General features: G+C 70.4%; 13 protein-coding genes. 7 read left to right on the top strand and 6 right to left on the bottom strand.

Features of this window, described 5'->3' with window-relative positions; translation table 11 throughout:
* Positions 1–70 precede the first annotated feature (70 nt).
* Complete coding sequence (locus tag OG927_RS00410) at positions 71–379, top strand: hypothetical protein (RefSeq protein ID WP_330319474.1); 309 nt, start codon at positions 71–73, stop codon at positions 377–379.
* Positions 380–736: 357 nt separating this feature from the next.
* On the opposite strand, the gene OG927_RS00405 is transcribed toward OG927_RS00410, so the two are convergent.
* Together OG927_RS00405 and OG927_RS00400 are read right to left on the bottom strand one after the other, a co-directional pair.
* On the bottom strand, positions 737–1159 hold the full coding sequence (locus OG927_RS00405; RefSeq protein WP_157866818.1) for a hypothetical protein: 423 nt from the start codon (positions 1157–1159) through the stop codon (positions 737–739).
* A gap of 848 nt (positions 1160–2007) precedes the next feature.
* A complete protein-coding gene (locus OG927_RS00400) occupies positions 2008–2445 on the bottom strand; it encodes a winged helix-turn-helix transcriptional regulator (protein ID WP_056790236.1) in 438 nt (145 codons plus the stop codon).
* A 222-nt stretch (positions 2446–2667) separates the two neighbouring features.
* On the opposite strand from OG927_RS00400, the gene OG927_RS00395 reads away from it, so the two are divergent.
* The 3 genes from OG927_RS00395 (at position 2668) to OG927_RS00385 (ending at position 6447) form a co-directional block, all read left to right on the top strand.
* The gene (locus tag OG927_RS00395; protein ID WP_056790238.1) at positions 2668–4092 is read left to right on the top strand and encodes an MFS transporter; all 1425 of its coding nucleotides are present in this window, start codon (positions 2668–2670) and stop codon (positions 4090–4092) included.
* A gap of 230 nt (positions 4093–4322) precedes the next feature.
* Positions 4323–5501 (top strand): acyl-CoA dehydrogenase family protein, encoded by a 1179-nt coding sequence (locus OG927_RS00390; RefSeq protein ID WP_056790241.1) that lies wholly within the window; start codon positions 4323–4325, stop codon positions 5499–5501.
* Between the two features lie 103 nt (positions 5502–5604).
* A complete protein-coding gene (locus tag OG927_RS00385; RefSeq protein ID WP_056790247.1) occupies positions 5605–6447 on the top strand; it encodes an NAD(P)H-binding protein in 843 nt (280 codons plus the stop codon).
* 300 nt (positions 6448–6747) lie between these two features.
* Here OG927_RS00385 and OG927_RS00380 read toward each other — a convergent pair whose 3' ends face one another.
* Complete coding sequence (locus OG927_RS00380; RefSeq protein ID WP_079100714.1) at positions 6748–8847, bottom strand: BTAD domain-containing putative transcriptional regulator; 2100 nt, start codon at positions 8845–8847, stop codon at positions 6748–6750.
* A 207-nt stretch (positions 8848–9054) separates the two neighbouring features.
* Between OG927_RS00380 and OG927_RS00375 the strand changes: the two genes are divergently transcribed.
* From OG927_RS00375 to OG927_RS00365, 3 genes are all read left to right on the top strand, one after another.
* Entirely contained in the window at positions 9055–9960 is a 906-nt protein-coding gene (locus OG927_RS00375; protein ID WP_330319473.1) for an NAD(P)-dependent oxidoreductase, read from the top strand.
* A 130-nt stretch (positions 9961–10090) separates the two neighbouring features.
* Positions 10091–10579: a pyridoxamine 5'-phosphate oxidase family protein gene (locus OG927_RS00370; RefSeq protein ID WP_056790255.1), complete on the top strand. Its 489-nt coding sequence runs from the start codon at positions 10091–10093 to the stop codon at positions 10577–10579.
* A 242-nt stretch (positions 10580–10821) separates the two neighbouring features.
* On the top strand, positions 10822–12006 hold the full coding sequence (locus tag OG927_RS00365) for an acyl-CoA dehydrogenase family protein (RefSeq protein WP_056790258.1): 1185 nt from the start codon (positions 10822–10824) through the stop codon (positions 12004–12006).
* Between the two features lie 365 nt (positions 12007–12371).
* On the opposite strand, the gene OG927_RS00360 is transcribed toward OG927_RS00365, so the two are convergent.
* The 3 genes from OG927_RS00360 to OG927_RS00350 form a co-directional block, all read right to left on the bottom strand.
* Positions 12372–14126, bottom strand: coding sequence for an acetyl/propionyl/methylcrotonyl-CoA carboxylase subunit alpha (locus OG927_RS00360; protein ID WP_330319472.1), 1755 nt, complete (start codon positions 14124–14126; stop codon positions 12372–12374).
* 86 nt (positions 14127–14212) lie between these two features.
* Entirely contained in the window at positions 14213–15376 is a 1164-nt protein-coding gene (locus OG927_RS00355) for a sensor histidine kinase (RefSeq protein WP_124283581.1), read from the bottom strand.
* Entirely contained in the window at positions 15373–15909 is a 537-nt protein-coding gene (locus OG927_RS00350; RefSeq protein ID WP_330319471.1) for a flavin reductase family protein, read from the bottom strand. Before OG927_RS00350 ends, OG927_RS00355 begins: the two co-directional genes overlap by 4 nt.
* Between the last annotated feature and the right edge of the window lie 143 nt (positions 15910–16052).

Here is a 16052-nt window from a genome sequence, read left to right as displayed (position 1 = left end):
CCCTGGTGACTTCCGGAAAAGCGGGAAGCCGGAACTGGACGCCAACCCGCACCAGACGTGAGGAGCTGTCATGACCACCTTTGTCATCACCGTCCCCGGAACTTTCGTCGCCGACGTCGCAGAGACCTCCCGGGCAGCCCTGGAACGCAAGCTGGCGACGCAGCACACGGACCTGAGTGAGAACGAGGGCCTCAGCCTGCTCACCCTCCACGACGACGGCACCTTCTCCATCCGCCTCGAAGTCGACGCCACCGACCGGTACGAGGCGGAACTCAACGCCCTGGGACTCGTGTCCGCCGCCCTGCGGGAGACGGGGTACACAGAACAGGACGCACTGCTGGGAACACCCGCCGTCACCGGGATCGACAGCGACCTCTGACCCCCCGTCATCCTGCGGACCCCCGGCACCGGTCGTGCGCCGGCCAGCCGCAGGACCGCGCCGCGGCACGCTCCCGGCCGGCCGGGCGTCCTCCCCCGGACCGCACCCCTGCCCGGCGGAGCCGCCCGCACGGCCCCGGGCCGGGGCGGCAGCCCGGAGGACTGCCGCCCCGGCCCCGATGTCTGTGCCCTGCCGTCAGGAACCGTGCACCCGGCCCGCAGCAGCAGCCACCGACCCGCCGACGCGGCCCTCGCCGCCGAGGTGCCTGTCCGCGTTGCCGGGCCCGGGAGCGTGGAGCGGCGGCCCGAGAAAAAGGGGGCCGGACGGATGCGCCCCTGCGGCGAAGGACGCCCGCCCTCAGCCGAAGCCGTCCCGGCCGAACAGCGCGATGAGGATCTCGGCCGCGACGCCGACCACGAGACCGAACAGGTACACGCCGGGCGCCACGACGACGAACACACTCAGGTAATGACCGCTGTGATCCCACTTGTCGTGCCGCGCACCCGCCAGCAGCCAGAACGCCGGCGCCACGGACACCCCGACCATGCCCGCGGTGAAGGTGACCCACAGCCTCAGCCCGTCAGCCGACAGTTCGTGGGCGTCCCCTCCTGCCGTGCGTACCTCCACGATGCTGCCGGCCCTGTGCTTACCGGCCGCACTGTCCAGCGTGATCTCCCGCCGTGGCTGAACCGCCGAGCGCGGAGTGAAGACGCCTGTGCAGTCGAAGCCCCGCTGCTCGCCGTCCCCACCGGTCACCTCGTAGCACTCGGTGATCTTCATGACACCGTCCACGGGCCCGACACCCAGCACGGCCAGCAGGTGAGGTCCGGGAAACAGACAGACCAACCACCCGGCCGCCGCGAGGCCCGCGGCCGCCCCGACCCCGGCCGCCACCCTGACCAGCTGCCTCACCCTCCCCGGCACTGACCACCCCCCCCAGGGCGTCGCGCGGTGCACGCACCTCATGCACGGCTCATCGTCCCGACCACAACCCTCCCAGGCCGAGAAGGCGCCGCGCGTCCGTCGTTTCCCCGATACGCGATACGTACATGCGGGCAGACCACGCCCGTGACGACGAGGTCAGGGGACCGAACACCGCCTCGGCGCACAGCCCCCTCGCCCCAGTCCGGCACCACACGCCGCTTCAGGCACGGCCCCGCGGCCGATGATGCCGCCCCGCACATGGCGCAGCCATACGAGACCCTCGGGACCCGCCCCACCGGGCCCAGCGAAACCACTGTTGCGACGGCACCCCTCCCACGTGTGCGTCACCCGCTGAACAACGGCCCGGCACCGCTGATTCCAGGCCCGCACCCCGAGCCCGGGACCCGCTGCTCCCGCCCTGCCCGGTACCGCCGGTGATCGCCCCGACGCGTCCTCGGAGCACCCGAGGACGGACCGCCGGACCACCCCCGCCCACCACGACGAAGGGAGCCCTCCGGGCACCACGGCCCAGAAGGCCCACCCCGGTCCCCCGGCGACCTGTCACCCCCTCAGCCCTCCAGCCCTGAGGGGCGTCCGGGGGCGGGAACATCACCGGGCACGGACACCTCGCACCCCGGCGGCCGTGCCGGCCGCCGCCCTCCGCGAGCGGCTCCGACCGGCACTCCCGCCGCAGTCCCCTCGGGTCAGGTGGCCGACTCCAGGGCGTCCAGCCGGGTGTCGTACGCCGCTCTGGCCGTGGCGATCTCCTCCTGGTGGTTCTCCGTCCAGTCCACGAGGGCGCTGATCGTGGTGTGCAGAGTCGCTCCGAGCGGGGTCAGCTCGTAATCGACGCGCGGAGGGACGACCGGGTGCACCGTGCGTCGCACGAGGCCGTCCCGTTCGAGCTGACGCAGGGTCACCGTCAGCATGCGCTGGCTGATGCCCTCGATACGGCGGCGCAGCTCGGAGAAGCGCAGTGTCTGACGCTCCAGGTGCGCTATGGCGAGCAGCGACCACTTGTCGGCGATGCGGTCGAGGATCTGCCTCACCTCGCACCCCTCGCGGGAGTCCCACTGGTGGATGTCGTAGTCCTGCTCGGTACCCGTGCAGGAACTCGGTGACTTTAAAGTGCGTTCTTCCATGGTTCCCCACCGTGCCGCATGATGCCAGTGGTTACAAGTGGGAACCGGCCCGAACTTATTCTTTGCAACTGGCCCCGGCCTTCCGGTTTCTCACGCGAACTTCAAGGGAACTGCAAGCGCCTTCCGCAAAAATGCGGCTGATTCCTCATGGCTATTCCTTCGCGTACAAGGAGAAACTCTGTGTCCACACTGCCATCCCCCCCGAGTAGCGGCACCGACCGCATGAGCGGGCGCGCGTGGGGCGTGCTGTTCGTGCTGTGTGGCGCGATCTTCCTCGAGGGCATCGACGTGGCCATGCTCAACGTGGCCCTGCCCTCGATCCGCGAGGACCTGGACATGTCGACCGGCATGCTCCAGTGGGTAATGAGCGCCTACGTGCTCGGTTACGGCGGGTTCATGCTGCTGGGCGGCCGGGCCGCCGACCTCTTCGGACGCCGCCAGATGTTCGTCTTCTGGCTGGTGGTCTTCCTGCTCTTCTCCGGCCTGGGCGGGTTCGCCACCGAAGGCTGGATGCTGATCGTCGCCCGCTTCGTGACCGGTGTCGCCGCCGCCTTCATGACCCCGGCAGGCCTGTCGATCATCACCACCAGCTTCGACGAGGGCCCGCAGCGCAACAAGGCCCTGCTCGTCTACTCCGGCACCGCAGCCGGCGGCTTCTCCATCGGTCTGGTCGTCGGTGGCCTGCTGGCCGCCATCAACTGGCGCTGGGTGTTCTTCGCGCCCGTCATCCTCAGCCTCCTCATCCTCATCGCCGCGATCGCCCTCATCCCCAAGTCGCCCCGCCCGGACCGCACGGGCCAGGGCGTCGACCTGGCGGGCGCGATCAGCGTCACCGGCGGCATCCTGCTCCTCGTCTTCGGCGTCGAGCGCGCGACCCACGCCTCCGCGGCCTGGACGACCGGCACGATCGCGGCGAGCCTGGTGCTCTTCCTCATCTTCATCGCCGTCGAGCGCAAGGCCGCCTCGCCACTGGTGCGCCTGGGCATCTTCCGCAACAGCTCACTGGTCCGCGCCAACCTCGCCGGACTGCTCTTCGCCTCGGGCTTCTTCGGCTTCCAGTTCATCGCAGTGCTCTACCTGCAGGAACTGCGCGGCTGGTCGACCCTGCAGACCAGCTTCGCCCTCATCGTCATCGGGGTGGACGCGATCCTCTCGCCCACCCTCACCCCCAAGCTCGTGGCCAAGTTCGGCAACGCACGGGTGATCTTCGGCGGCCTGCTCCTCGCCGCCCTGTCCTACGCCCTGTTCCTGCCGGTCGGCGCGGACTGGACGTACATGGCGATGTTCCCGAGCCTGATCATCCTGGGCCTGGCCTTCTCCCTGGCCTACGGACCGCTCACCATCGTCGCCACCGACGGCATCGCCGAGGAGGAGCAGGGCGTCGCCGGCGGACTGCTCTACACCTCCTTCCAGTTCGGCGCCGCCCTCGGACTGTCCTCCGTCGCCGCCGTCAACATCGCGGCCACCGACGGCACCTCACCGGCAGCACTCCTGGACGGCTACCAGGCCGCCCTGGTCGTGCCCCTGGTCGCCGCACTCATCGCCGTCGTCATCAGCGCCTTCGGCCTCCGCAGCCGGGCCGGGGCGGACGACGCCGGGCCCACGGAGATCCCGGGCCCGGTCGAACACGCCGAGGCATCCAGGTAGCCCCACCCGCGACACCACGCACACGGCATTGCCCCGGCCCCCGCACTCCGGTCGGCCGGGGCAATGCCTTTTCCTGCGCCCACCCATTCCCCGGTAACCAGCCGCTCCAAAGGTTTCCCGAGAGCGCCGGATTACCTGCACGTGACCCCGCCCCCGCAAGAATAGGAATCCAGTCGGCGCAAGAAAAAAGCGCGCCGTAAATTTGCTGCGGAAAATTCTGAGGAGACAGGATGACCACGACCGACAGTGCCGTCACCGCGGTGCTCGACGAGGTGACGGCCCTCGTCGACACGCTTCGCAAGAGCGGCCCCGCGGCCGAGGAGCGTCGCTGGATCCCGGACGAGAACGTCGAGCTGCTCGACAAGGCCGGCGTGTACCGCCTCGCGGTCCCGCGCCGCTTCGGCGGCCTCGAGGCCCCGGTCGCCGACCAGGTCAGGATCCTGAGCGAGATAGCCCGTGCCGACACGGCCACCGGCTGGGTCTCGATGATCTGGGTGTCCAGCGCCTGGGTTCCCAGCCTCTTCCCCGACAAGGCACAGGAAGAGGTGTACGCCGGCGGCGCAGTGCGCGTCTCGACCGGCTTCACCCCCTCCGGCACGCTGACAGCGGGCGAAGGCTCCTACACCCTCAGCGGCTCCTGGAAGTGGATCTCCGGCTCCCGGGGCGCGAACTGGGCCCTGCTGTCCGCCCTGCTCGTCGGCCCGGACGGCACCCCGGCCCCCTTCGCCGCCCTCGTCCCGTTCAGCGAACTGACCATCGCCGACGACTGGCACGCCTCGTCCGCCGCCGGCACGGGCAGCTCCACGGTCAGCGCCGAGAACGTGACGGTCCCGGCCCACCGCGTGGTCAGCCTGATCGAGATACTCGGCGGCACCACCGGCAACCGCTCCAACACCGGTGCCACCGGCCGCAACTACGCCTTCGTCCCCTTCTTCATGGCCCAGGGCGCCTCCGCCTACATCGGAATAGCCAAGGGCGCCTACGAACTGTTCCTCGACCGCCTGCCGGGCCGCGGCATCACCTACACCTCCTGGACCGACCAGAGCCAGTCCCCGGTCACCCAGATCCAGGTCGCCACGGCCGCCAACAAGATCGCGGCCGCCGAGGCACTCCAGGAGAACTGGCTGCGCCGGCTCCAGGAGCACGCCGACGCCGGAACGAGCCCGTCCGTGGACGAGCGGGCAACCGCCCGGGGCACGGCCTCCTTCGCCATCCAGCTCGCCAAGGAGGCCGTCGACGAACTGTTCGAGGCCAGCGGCGCCTCGGTGATCATGCGCGACGTGCCCTTCCAGCGCTACCACAGGGACATCCGGGGCCTGGCCCTGCACGCCCTGTTCACCTTCAACACCAACCAGGAAGTGCACGGACGGGCCATCCTCGGGCTCGCCCCCGACACCCCGTTCCTGTGATCCACCGTTCCGGCTGACCGGAACACTCCGGCCACCGGGCCGCCCGCACACGCGGGCGGCCCGGTCTCGTACACCCCCCCCTTTTTCAGGAAGGCCCATTGCCATGACCGACACCACCGTCCTCGTCCTCGGCGGTACGGGAAAGACCGGCCGCCGCGTCGCGAACCGGCTCAAGGAGCGCGGCGCCACCGTCCGCGCGGCCAGCCGCTCCGGGGACGTCCGCTTCGACTGGGACGACCCCAGCACCTGGGAGCCCGCGCTCACCGGCGCCGACGCCGCCTACCTGGTGGACGCACAGGACAAGCCCGGCGCCTGGGACGCCGAAGCCGCACTGCGCGAGCTGTCCACCCTCGCCGTCGCCCGCGGAGTCCGCCGACTGGTGCTGCTCCAGGCCCGGGTGACCGAGCTGGTCGGCGGCAAGTCGCTGATAGCCGGCGAACGCGCCGTCCAGGAGTCCGGTGCCGAGTGGACCGTGCTGCGGCCCAACTGGTTCTTCCAGAACTTCGACGAGGGGGTCCTGCTCGACGGCGTCCGGGCCGGTGAGCTGCCCCTGCCCGCCGGATCGGGCCGCGAGCCGTTCGTCGACACCGAGGACGTCGCCGCCGTCGCGGTCGAGGCCCTGCTGGAGAACGGCCACGCCGGACAGACCTACGAGCTCAGCGGCGCCCGCGCCCTCACCCTGGACGAAGCCGTCAAGGAGATCGCCCAGGCCACCGGCCGCGACATCCGCTACATCCCCGTCGAACACCAGGCCTACGTGGACGAGCTCGTCAGCTACGACGTGCCCGCCGACTACGCGCTCTTCGTCGCGGACCTCGTGGCCCAGATCCGCGACAACAAGAACGCCACCCCCACCGACACCGTCCGGCGCGTACTGGGCCGTGAGCCCCGGGACTTCTCCGACTTCGTGAAGGACGCCGCCGCGCGGGGCGTCTGGAACACCTGAGCCCCACCCGGGACACGCCCCCGCACCATCTGCCGTCCAGGGCCACCCGTGGCCTTCCGGAGTCCTGACCACTTCGCCCCGCCGGTCGTGCGGCCGACGGGGCGAAGCCCGCGAAGCAGCCGGCCCCGGACCGCCCGGGCGGGGCGGTCCGGGGCCGGCTGCACCAGCACCACCCGCACCCGCCACCCCAGGGACCGGCCGGGCCCTCGTCACCACAGGCCCGGGGAGCCGATGCCACACACACGGCACCGAACCAGCCGGCAACGCCCCCGGGCCCCCGGGTCCCCGGGTCCTCCCGCCTCACACGGCGATCCTCCGTACCCGCGGCCGCGCCTGCGAAGGCGCCGCAGGCGCCGGCCGGTCCGTCTGCGGAGGCAGCAGCGTCAGGGCCGACGCCCGGCGCTTTCCACCGCCCCAGCCGGGACGGCGTTCGAGCAGCTCCGGCCGGGCCGCGGTGACGGTGAGCAACGGGGCGGTTCCCGCACCGTCGGACAGGGACTCGAGCCGGTCCAGCACGACGTCCGCCGCCTCATGGGCGTCGTCCACGACGACCACGACCGGTTCGAGTGCGGCAGCCGCGGTCAGCAGCTCCGCCCACACGCCCATCACCTCACCCCGGTCGGCCGGGCCCACCGAGGACCCGCCCGAGGACAGAAGCGGAAGCAGACGCCGGTACAGCAGGGCGCGGCAGGACTCGTCCATGGGAAGGCGCCGGAGGGCCGCGGCGAGTTTGGCCCCGGACACCTCGGCCGCGTCCTCCGCCAGGACACCGCAGTAACGGGACAGGATCACTCCGGCCACGGACAGCGGATCACCCCCACCGGTGGCCCGGGCGGTCAGGACACGCACGGGCGCCGGGGACTGCACGGCGATGCTGCGCTCGAACTCCGCCAGCAGGTGGGACTTGCCGACCCCCGGCGCACCGAGGACGGTCACCAGGTGGGGCACCGAGCTGTGCCGGGCCCAGTCGAGCAGACCGTTGAGCACTCCCAGTTCGTGCTCGCGGTCGGTACGGAACCCGGCTTCGTCGCCCAGCAGTCCCAGGACCTGCCACGCGTCGGACGAGTCGTCGGCGGACTTCGCCGCGACGGAGGCCGTGGTCGCCAGTCGTGCCGCGCCACTCATCCACACCTCGCCGTCCGGCACCCGCCCCACCATCGCCCGGCCGTCGTCCAGCAGGGTCCCGACGGCGGAGGTGCGGCCCGCTTCGGCGGCCGGGCTGAGCCGGACCAGGGCCCTGCCGGTGGTCACCGCCGACCTGAGGGCCGTCTGCATGTCGACCGAGAACCTCTCGCGCAGAGCCAGGGCGGCCCGGACCGCTCGCTCCGGATCGTCGTCCCCGGGCCCGTCGACACCGAACAGGGCCAGCGTGAGCGATCCGAGCGCGGCGACCACGGTGCCGCCGAACCGGGCGATGACGTCCTCGACGGTGTGGAGTGCCATGTCGATCTCACCGGGGGACACCTCGTCGAGACTGCCCAGCCTGAGGCCCACGATCAGCGCGCTCACCGGGATCCGCCCGGTCACGGCCGCGCCGCCCTGACGCGGGACCACCAGCGGGGCACCGGCGGGCTGTTCGACGGGGCCCCGCTGATCGAGGACCGGGGAGACCGACGCGCCCGCAGGAGCCGCGGCCCTCGCGGTCAGCACGGGGTCGTGCGTCAGGATCGCGTGCTGCAGCGTACGGAGACCTCGGCCCGGTTCCAGGCCGAGGTTCTCCACCAGGGAGGACCGCACCCTCTCGTAGACGTTCAGGGCGTCGGCCTGCCGTCCGCAGCGGTACAGCGCGAGCATCAGCTGCCCGCAGGCCCGCTCCCGCCAGGGCTCCGCCTCGGCCATCATCGTCAGCTCACCGAGTATCGCGTGATGGCGACCGCACTCCAGTTCGACCTCGAAGAGGTCCTCCAGGACATCGAGCCTGTCCCGGCGGGCCGCGTCGAGCTCCGGCCAGGCGATACCCGACTCGGCGAGATCGCCCAGGAGCGGCCCTGCCCACAGGTCCAGCCCCTTCCTCAACAGCCGCGAGGCCTCCTCCGGCGCACCCGCGGCGAGTTCGGCCCTGCCCGCGGCCACCCACCGGCGGAAGACCAGCAGATCCACGTCACCGGGATCGACACGCACCATGTAACCGGGCACCTTGGTCACAAGCTCCGCCGATCCCGGACCGACGTTTTCGGCCAGAATCGTTCGCAGTCCCCATATCGCGTTGTGCAGAATCTTCCGGGCCGTGGCCGGAACATCCTCCGATTCCCACAGCGCCTCCACGAGCTCGCTCGTGGCCACCACGCGGTTGGCATTCAACAGCAGATAGCCGAGCGTCGCACGCTGTTTCGTCCCACCCAGAGGAACGGGCTTGTCCGCCGATATCGCTTCCAACGGCCCCAGCAATCTGAACCTCATTGCCCCCCGCTCCAAGGTTTGAGTGCATTCGAAAATACCCACGGCCGAATCAGGCTGGCAATCCTTGACGCACTGCAAGGCCTGTGGTGCACTTCCCGCAGATTTTCCCCCACCCTCTCACCAGAACCTTGGAATAACCTTGAGCAGCGCGTGACGGGAATATTCCCCCCCCGAAGGTGCACCGACAAAAAAGAGAAGGCGGAACTCATGACCGGCAACGCAGCCGAAGCAATCGACAACGCTGTCGAAGCGGACGTGGCAATTCTGGGCCTCGGCCTCATGGGGCAGGCGATCGCAGCCGCGTTCCTGCGGGCCGGCCGCCCCACCACCGTGTGGAACAGGACCCCCGGAAAGGCCGGGGACCTCATCACCCAGGGCGCCCGGAGCGCCCCCTCTCCGGCCGCGGCCCTGTCGGCGACCACAGGACCCGTCATCGTGTGCCTCAAGGACCACGAGGCGGTCCAGTCGGTCCTCGACCCCCTGGGCGAGGCGCTGAGCGGACGCACCGTCGTCAACCTGACCTCCAGCACCTCCGACCAGGCCCGCGAGGCCGCCGCCCGGGCCGGCGCCCACGGGGCCGCCTACCTCGACGGCGCGATCATGGCCGTCCCGCAGTCCATGGGAGGACCGGAGGCCGTCCTGCTCCACAGCGGAGACCAGCAGGTCTTCGACAAGCACCTGCCGGTCCTGCGGGACCTGGGAACCTGCCTGCACATCGGGACGGACCCCGGTCTGGCCGCACTCCACGACGTGGCGCTGCTCAACGTCATGTGGGGCGTGCTGAACAGCTTCCTGCACGGGGCGGCCCTCGTGGGCACGGCGCGCGTCCCGGCCTCCCGGTTCGCCGTCCTGGCCAACCAGTGGATCCTCTCGGTCACCGAGTTCGTCTCGGCCTACGCCGAACAGGTCGACGCCGGCACAGCCGTCGCCCAGGACGCCAGCCTCGACACCCACGCCGCGGCCATGGACCACCTGGTCCAGGAGAGCGAGGCCGCCGGCATCGACGTCTCGCTGCCGCGGTTCTTCAGGGGCCTGGTCGCCGACACGGTCGCGAAGGGCCGGGGCGGCGACAGCTACGCCGCCGTCGCCGACCGGTTCCGCGCACACCCCTGACGGTAACCGCGGAAGAAGTCAGTGACTTCGAAGTGCCTTCTTGCGTGCCCGTCCGGCAGTGCCGCATTCTGATTCCGGAGGGCCTTTCCGGACCCTTCCCATCAATAATCGGATGCCGGGAGGAATCGTTATGGCTACCACTGTGGAATCCTTCTCGGAAATCGAAAACAAGTTCTTCTCCTACATCCAGGAAATCGTCTACTGCACGATGATCACAGTGGACAGGAAGTCACGCCCGCGCGCCCGCGTGCTGCTTCCCATCTGGGAAGTGGTCGACGGGAAGCCGGTCGGCTGGCTCGCCGCCTACAAGACACCTGTCAAGGTCGCCCATCTGGCCAACAACCCGCACACCACGTACTCCTACTGGAACCCCAGCCAGAACGCGGTGTTCGTCGACAGCGTCTCCACCTGGGCCGAGGACCGGGAGACCAGGCAGTACGCGTGGGACCTCTACCGCAAGGGAAGCCCCGCCGGCGTCGGGTACAACCCGCTCAACTTCTGGCGCGGCGGCCCCGAGGACCCCAAGTACCACGTCCTGCGCATCGACCCCTGGAGGGTGCAGGTGCTCCGCGGTTCGGACCTCAGCAGCCGCATCTGGACCGACGAGAGCCGCCGCTGACCCCTGACCCCTGACGCGGACGCGGTGCGAGAACCCCGGGGCGGCAGGAGGTCCGGCCTCCGCCCGCCCCGGGCCCGCACCCGGACGCGAAAAGCACCAAGGCTCCCGGACAGTGGTAACCGAATGCTCATCAATTGGCAGTCCCGGTAATGACCGGGGTGTGAGTGAATTCTGGAAGCAATTCAATGAACCGGCAGTACAGTCGGCCCGGAACCGGATGAATTCGCGCCAGAGGAGGCAGGATGGCCACGGTCGACATCGACGCCGGCACCGTACTGAAAGCGGTACGGGAAAGCGTTCACACACTCCGTGAGAACGGACGCCCGACCGAAGAGCGCGGCTGGCTCACACAGGAGAACATCGAGCTGCTGGACCAGGCCGGGGTCTTCCGGTCCGCGGTCCCGCAGCGGTTCGGCGGGCTGGACCTGCCGCTCGCCGACCAGTTCGCCCTCATAGCCGAGATCGCCCGGGGCTGCGGCTCCACCGGGTGGGTGGCCAACGCCTGGATCTCCAGCGCCTGGATCATCTCCCAGTACCCCGACCGTGCCCAGGAGGAGATCTACGGCACCGGCGGAGGTTCGCTGAAGGTCTCGGGAGGCTTCACCCCCACGGGCCGGGCCACCCGCACCGAGGACGGCTTCGTCCTGAACGGAAGCTGGCGCTTCAACACCGGTATCCGCGGCGCCGACTGGAACATCCTCGCCGCCCTCGTCGAGCGCACCGACGACGTGCACGAGGAGGTCTACGCGGTGGTGCGCGCCGAGGAGATGACCCTCGCCGACGACTGGGACGTCTCCGCCGCCGCGGGTACCGGCAGCTGCACCTCGTCGGTCAAGGACCTCTTCGTCCCCGCGTACCGGGTCGTGGACGGTTTCGAGGTGCTGGAGGGCCAGGTCCCCGACCGGGCCCACACCGAGGGCAGCGGCCGGGAGTACGGCCTCACCGCGTACGTGATGGCACTGTCCGCAGCGGCCTACCTCGGGATGGCCCGAGCCGGCCTCGAGCTCTTCCTCGACCGGCTGCCGGGCAAGGGCATCGCCTACACGCACTGGGAGGAACAGCGGGCTCACCCGCACATCCAGTTCCAGGTCGCCGCCGCCGCCAACAAGATCTCCGCGGCCCAGGCACTGGCCGACAGCTGGACCCGGCGCATGCAGGCCGCCGCCGACGCGGGTGCGCGGATGTCCATGCACGACCGCGTGGAGATCCGGAGCCAGATCACCTACGCGGTCCTGCTGGCGAAGGAGGCCGTCGACACCCTGCACTCGGTCAGCGGTGCCTCGGTCATCCAGCGGTCACAGCCGTTCCAGCGCGTCCACCGGGACATCCAGGGGCTGGCGCTGCACGGCCTGATGGCGCCGCTCGGCGGTTTCGAGGCGTACGGCAGGGTCCTCGTCGGACTCGACCCGGACACCGAGTTCTTCTAGACCACCCGGCACCCCCCATACGGGCCGCATACGGCACCCCCCCGGCCGTATGCGGCCCACAACTGTCTCCAGGGGGCCGAGGACGAAAGCCGGGCAACCGGGAAAGCCTTGAGCCGCTCCGGAAGAAACCCAGGCCAAAGGCAACGAGGTAACAAGGAGCCGCTGGACCACGCCCGCCGACCCGCCCCGGCGGACCCACCGGACGGCGTGGAGCCCCGCAGGCGCTGTCCGTCCACCACGGTGGCGGGGGAGCCGGCGTACGGACGCCCCCGAGGCCCGCGAGGAACAGGCTTCCGGGCCGACAACCACGCGGCCGGCCCACGCGGCGTCACGTGGCGGTGGGCGGGATCGCCCCGGCGGACCGGTCAGCCCCTGATGCAGCAGATGGTGGCACCGGAGGTGACGGACGCCCCGACCTCGATCGTCAGACCCTTGACGGTGCCTGAACGGTGGGCGTTGAGGGGTTGTTCCATCTTCATGGCTTCGAGGACGACGACGAGGTCGCCTTCCTTGACCTCTTGGCCTTCTTCGACGGCGATTTTGACGATGGTGCCCTGCATCGGGGAGGCGAGGGTGTCGCCGGAGGCGGCGGAGCCGGCTTTCCTGGCTGCGCGGCGTTTGGGTTTGGCGCCGGCGGCGAGGCCGGTCCGGGCCAGGGTCATGCCGAGGGAGGAGGGCAGGGAGACTTCCAGGCGTTTCCCGCCGACCTCGACGACGACGGTCTCGCGGCCGGTGTCCTCGTCGGTGTCGGTGTCGGTGGGGACGGTGAACGGTTTGATGGTGTTGACGAATTCCGTTTCGATCCAGCGGGTGTGGATGCGGAACGGGTCGGCGGTGAAGGCGGGGTCGGTGACGACGGCGCGGTGGAAGGGGATGGCGGTGGCCATGCCCTGGACGGTGAATTCGCCGAGGGCGCGTGCCGCGCGCTGGAGGGCCTGTTCGCGGGTGGCGCCGGTGACGACGAGTTTGGCGAGGAGGGAGTCCCAGGCCGGGCCGATGACGCTGCCGGACTCGACGCCTGCGTCGAGGCGGACGCCGGGGCCGGTGGGTGGGGTGAAGGTGGTGACGGTGCCGGGGGCGGGCAGGAAGCCGCGGCCGGGGTCTTCGCCGTTGATCCGGAATTCGAAGGAGTGTCCGCGTACGGGGGGGTCGGTGTAGCCGAGTTCCTCGCCGTCGGCGATGCGGAACATCTCGCGTACGAGGTCGATGCCGGTGACTTCTTCGGTGACGGGGTGTTCGACCTGGAGGCGGGTGTTGACCTCGAGGAAGGAGATCGTGCCGTCGGCGCCGACGAGGAATTCGACGGTGCCCGCGCCGACGTAGCCGGCTTCCTTCAGGATCGCTTTCGACGCGGCGTAGAGTTCGGCGTTCTGTGCGGGGGTGAGGAAGGGGGCGGGGGCCTCTTCGACGAGTTTCTGGTGGCGGCGCTGCAGGGAGCAGTCGCGGGTGGAGACGACGACGACGTTGCCGTGCTGGTCGGCGAGGCACTGGGTTTCGACGTGGCGTGGTTTGTCGAGGTAGCGCTCGACGAAGCATTCGCCGCGGCCGAAGGCGGCGACGGCTTCGCGGACGGCGGAGTCGTAGAGTTCGGGGATCTCTTCGAGGGTGCGGGCCACTTTGAGGCCGCGTCCGCCGCCGCCGAAGGCGGCTTTGATCGCGACGGGCAGGCCGTTGTTCTCGGCGAACGCGACGACTTCCGCGGAGCCGGACACGGGGTCGGGGGTGCCGGCGACCAGGGGGGCGCCGGCGCGCTGGGCGATGTGGCGGGCGGCGACCTTGTCGCCGAGGTCGCGGATGGCCTGGGGCGGGGGGCCGATCCAGGTCAGGCCGGCGTCCAGGACGGCCTGGGCGAATTCGGCGTTCTCCGAGAGGAAGCCGTAGCCGGGGTGGATCGCGTCCGCCCCGGAGTCCTTGGCAGCCTGGAGCACCTTGGCCATGTCCAGGTAGCTGGCGGCCGGGGTGTCACCGCCCAGAGCGAACGCCTCGTCGGCCGCACGGACATGCAGAGCGTCCCGGTCCGGATCGGCGTAGACGGCTACGCTCGCGATTCCGGCATCCTGGCAAGCCCGAGCAACGCGGACAGCGATTTCGCCACGGTTGGCGATGAGCACCTTACGCACGACGGCTCCTCATACCTGTCTGACATACCTGTCTCACGACATACCTGTCTGATGGCGCATCCGGACCGGACTCCACACAAGAGGGCTCAACCAGAAGACGGACCCGTCCGAGCCCCGTGCCGGTACGGCTGAAGCGGCAGATGCGCTTCCACATGGGTCCCACGCCCCGGTGAACTGCTCACGGTCAACCGGCCGCCGGCATCCTCCATCCGCTCCGTCATCGAACGGAACCCCTGATGGCAATGGCCGGGCCGCAGCACCCGCTCGACGTCGAATCCACGCCCGTCGTCCTCGACACGCGCGTACGCCCACCAGCGGGTGGAACGCACAAAGACCCTCACACGCCCACCACCCGAATGCGCGAAGCAGTTCCGCAGCGCCTCCCGGGCGGTGAAGTACAGGTCCCGGCGCCCCACATCGGGTATCAGGCCCTCGTCACCCGTCACCCTCACACTGACCTGGACCCCGCCCGGAGCGGAACCGACCGCGAACTCCCGCAGCGCCACGTCGAGCGGCGGGACGACCGACCGCTCGCGCACACCGCCGACGAGGTCCCGCAGCCGCGCGTCCGTACCCCGCAGCGCGTCCCGGGCCGCCGCGACCCGCCCGGCGGCGACCGGATCCAGCAGCCCCTCGCACTCCTCCAGGGCCTCACGGGCCGCGATGACACCGTCGGCGACATCATCGTGCAGCTCACGGGAGATACGGCGCTGCTCCTGCCAGCAGCACTCGGACTGGTTCGCCCGGCCCTCGCTCTCGCCCGCCCGCCGGGCCGCCTCGCCGAGGACCCGCACAGCCCCCTCGTCGAGACGGCCGCTCTCCATCATCTGCAGCATGGCGCACTCCATGAGCAGGACCGCCGCCGCCGCGTGGTGATGGGGCGCCAGCTTCACCGGCGGGTCGGGCAACCCGCCCCCGCCGGCTGCGGGCTCCGTGCCGAAAGCGGCTGCCAGGACGGCCCGGGCCCGGTCGTTCAGGGCCTGCCGCACCGAACTGTCCCAGCGGACCGCCTTGTTCAGCGTGGCCGGGAGCGCAGACTCGAACCGGCGCAGCACCGCGTCCAGGCACTCGGGGCCGGGCCCCCCGACAGGACTCGCCGGATTCCGGGACGCCAGCTGCCGAGCGACGTGCGACCCGGACGGCGCGGAGGACGCCTGCTGCGCCACACGGACGAGTCCCTGCTGCAGCGCCTCGGCGAAACCGGGGCCGATGACGGACTCCAAGCCGCCGACCGCGGCCTCGGAGATCATCGGGAGGGGGCGTCCGCGCGGTGGAACGCGCCGCCGAAGAAGACCAGCCCGTCCGCCCCGTCGCCGCGGCTCGAGGCGACCACGTCGCCGATGAACACGGTGTGGTCGCCTATGTCGTGAGCGGCGGACAGCTCGCACTCCAGCCAGGCCAGCGACCCGCTCAGGAGCGGCGCACCCGTCCGTGGGCCCGGGACCCAGTCGACACCGGTGAACTGGCTGGGCCCCAGAGGGCGCTTCTTGTCGGCGAAGAAGCGGGCCAGACCCTCTTGTCCGGCCTCCATGATCGAGACGCCGAAATGGCCGGCGGAAGTGATCGCCTTGTACATGACCGCACTGTGCGCGACACAGCACAGGACGGACGGAGGGTCGAGGGAGACCGACGTGAAGGCGTTCGCCGTCATGCCGTGGATGTCCTCACCACCGACGGACAGCACGGTGACACCGGTCGCGAACAGGGACATGACCTCGCGCAGGGGGACGGGATTCGCCGCGGGCCCCCGGGAAACGGCGACGCCAGTGGATACAGAATTCATGCCGCGCCTTTCATGTAATCCATGAGGAGGAATGTACGAGGGGATCCCTTCGGGCGGGGCATTGTCGAGTAACTGTCCGCTCAGCCGTGCGCGGGGGAGTGCCGGATTACCGTTCCATGAGCGCCGGTTCACGAGCGGATGAG

This window comes from Streptomyces clavifer, from assembly GCF_036345975.1.
Classification (GTDB): domain Bacteria; phylum Actinomycetota; class Actinomycetes; order Streptomycetales; family Streptomycetaceae; genus Streptomyces; species Streptomyces clavifer.
Note: the sequence above shows the minus strand (reverse complement) of the source record. Positions and strands in the feature narration are given on the sequence as shown.

Excerpts from the sequence above, each read along its gene's own strand:
- OG927_RS00410 (WP_330319474.1), top strand. The coding sequence starts at position 71 with ATGACCACCTTTGTCATCACCGTCCCCGGAACTTTCGTCGCCGACGTC.
- OG927_RS00405 (WP_157866818.1), bottom strand. The coding sequence starts at position 1,159 with ATGAAGATCACCGAGTGCTACGAGGTGACCGGTGGGGACGGCGAGCAG.
- OG927_RS00400 (WP_056790236.1), bottom strand. The coding sequence starts at position 2,445 with ATGGAAGAACGCACTTTAAAGTCACCGAGTTCCTGCACGGGTACCGAG.
- OG927_RS00395 (WP_056790238.1), top strand. The coding sequence starts at position 2,668 with ATGAGCGGGCGCGCGTGGGGCGTGCTGTTCGTGCTGTGTGGCGCGATC.
- OG927_RS00390 (WP_056790241.1), top strand. The coding sequence starts at position 4,323 with ATGACCACGACCGACAGTGCCGTCACCGCGGTGCTCGACGAGGTGACG.
- OG927_RS00385 (WP_056790247.1), top strand. The coding sequence starts at position 5,605 with ATGACCGACACCACCGTCCTCGTCCTCGGCGGTACGGGAAAGACCGGC.
- OG927_RS00380 (WP_079100714.1), bottom strand. The coding sequence starts at position 8,847 with ATGAGGTTCAGATTGCTGGGGCCGTTGGAAGCGATATCGGCGGACAAG.
- OG927_RS00375 (WP_330319473.1), top strand. The coding sequence starts at position 9,055 with ATGACCGGCAACGCAGCCGAAGCAATCGACAACGCTGTCGAAGCGGAC.
- OG927_RS00370 (WP_056790255.1), top strand. The coding sequence starts at position 10,091 with ATGGCTACCACTGTGGAATCCTTCTCGGAAATCGAAAACAAGTTCTTC.
- OG927_RS00365 (WP_056790258.1), top strand. The coding sequence starts at position 10,822 with ATGGCCACGGTCGACATCGACGCCGGCACCGTACTGAAAGCGGTACGG.
- OG927_RS00355 (WP_124283581.1), bottom strand. The coding sequence starts at position 15,376 with ATGATCTCCGAGGCCGCGGTCGGCGGCTTGGAGTCCGTCATCGGCCCC.
- OG927_RS00350 (WP_330319471.1), bottom strand. The coding sequence starts at position 15,909 with ATGAATTCTGTATCCACTGGCGTCGCCGTTTCCCGGGGGCCCGCGGCG.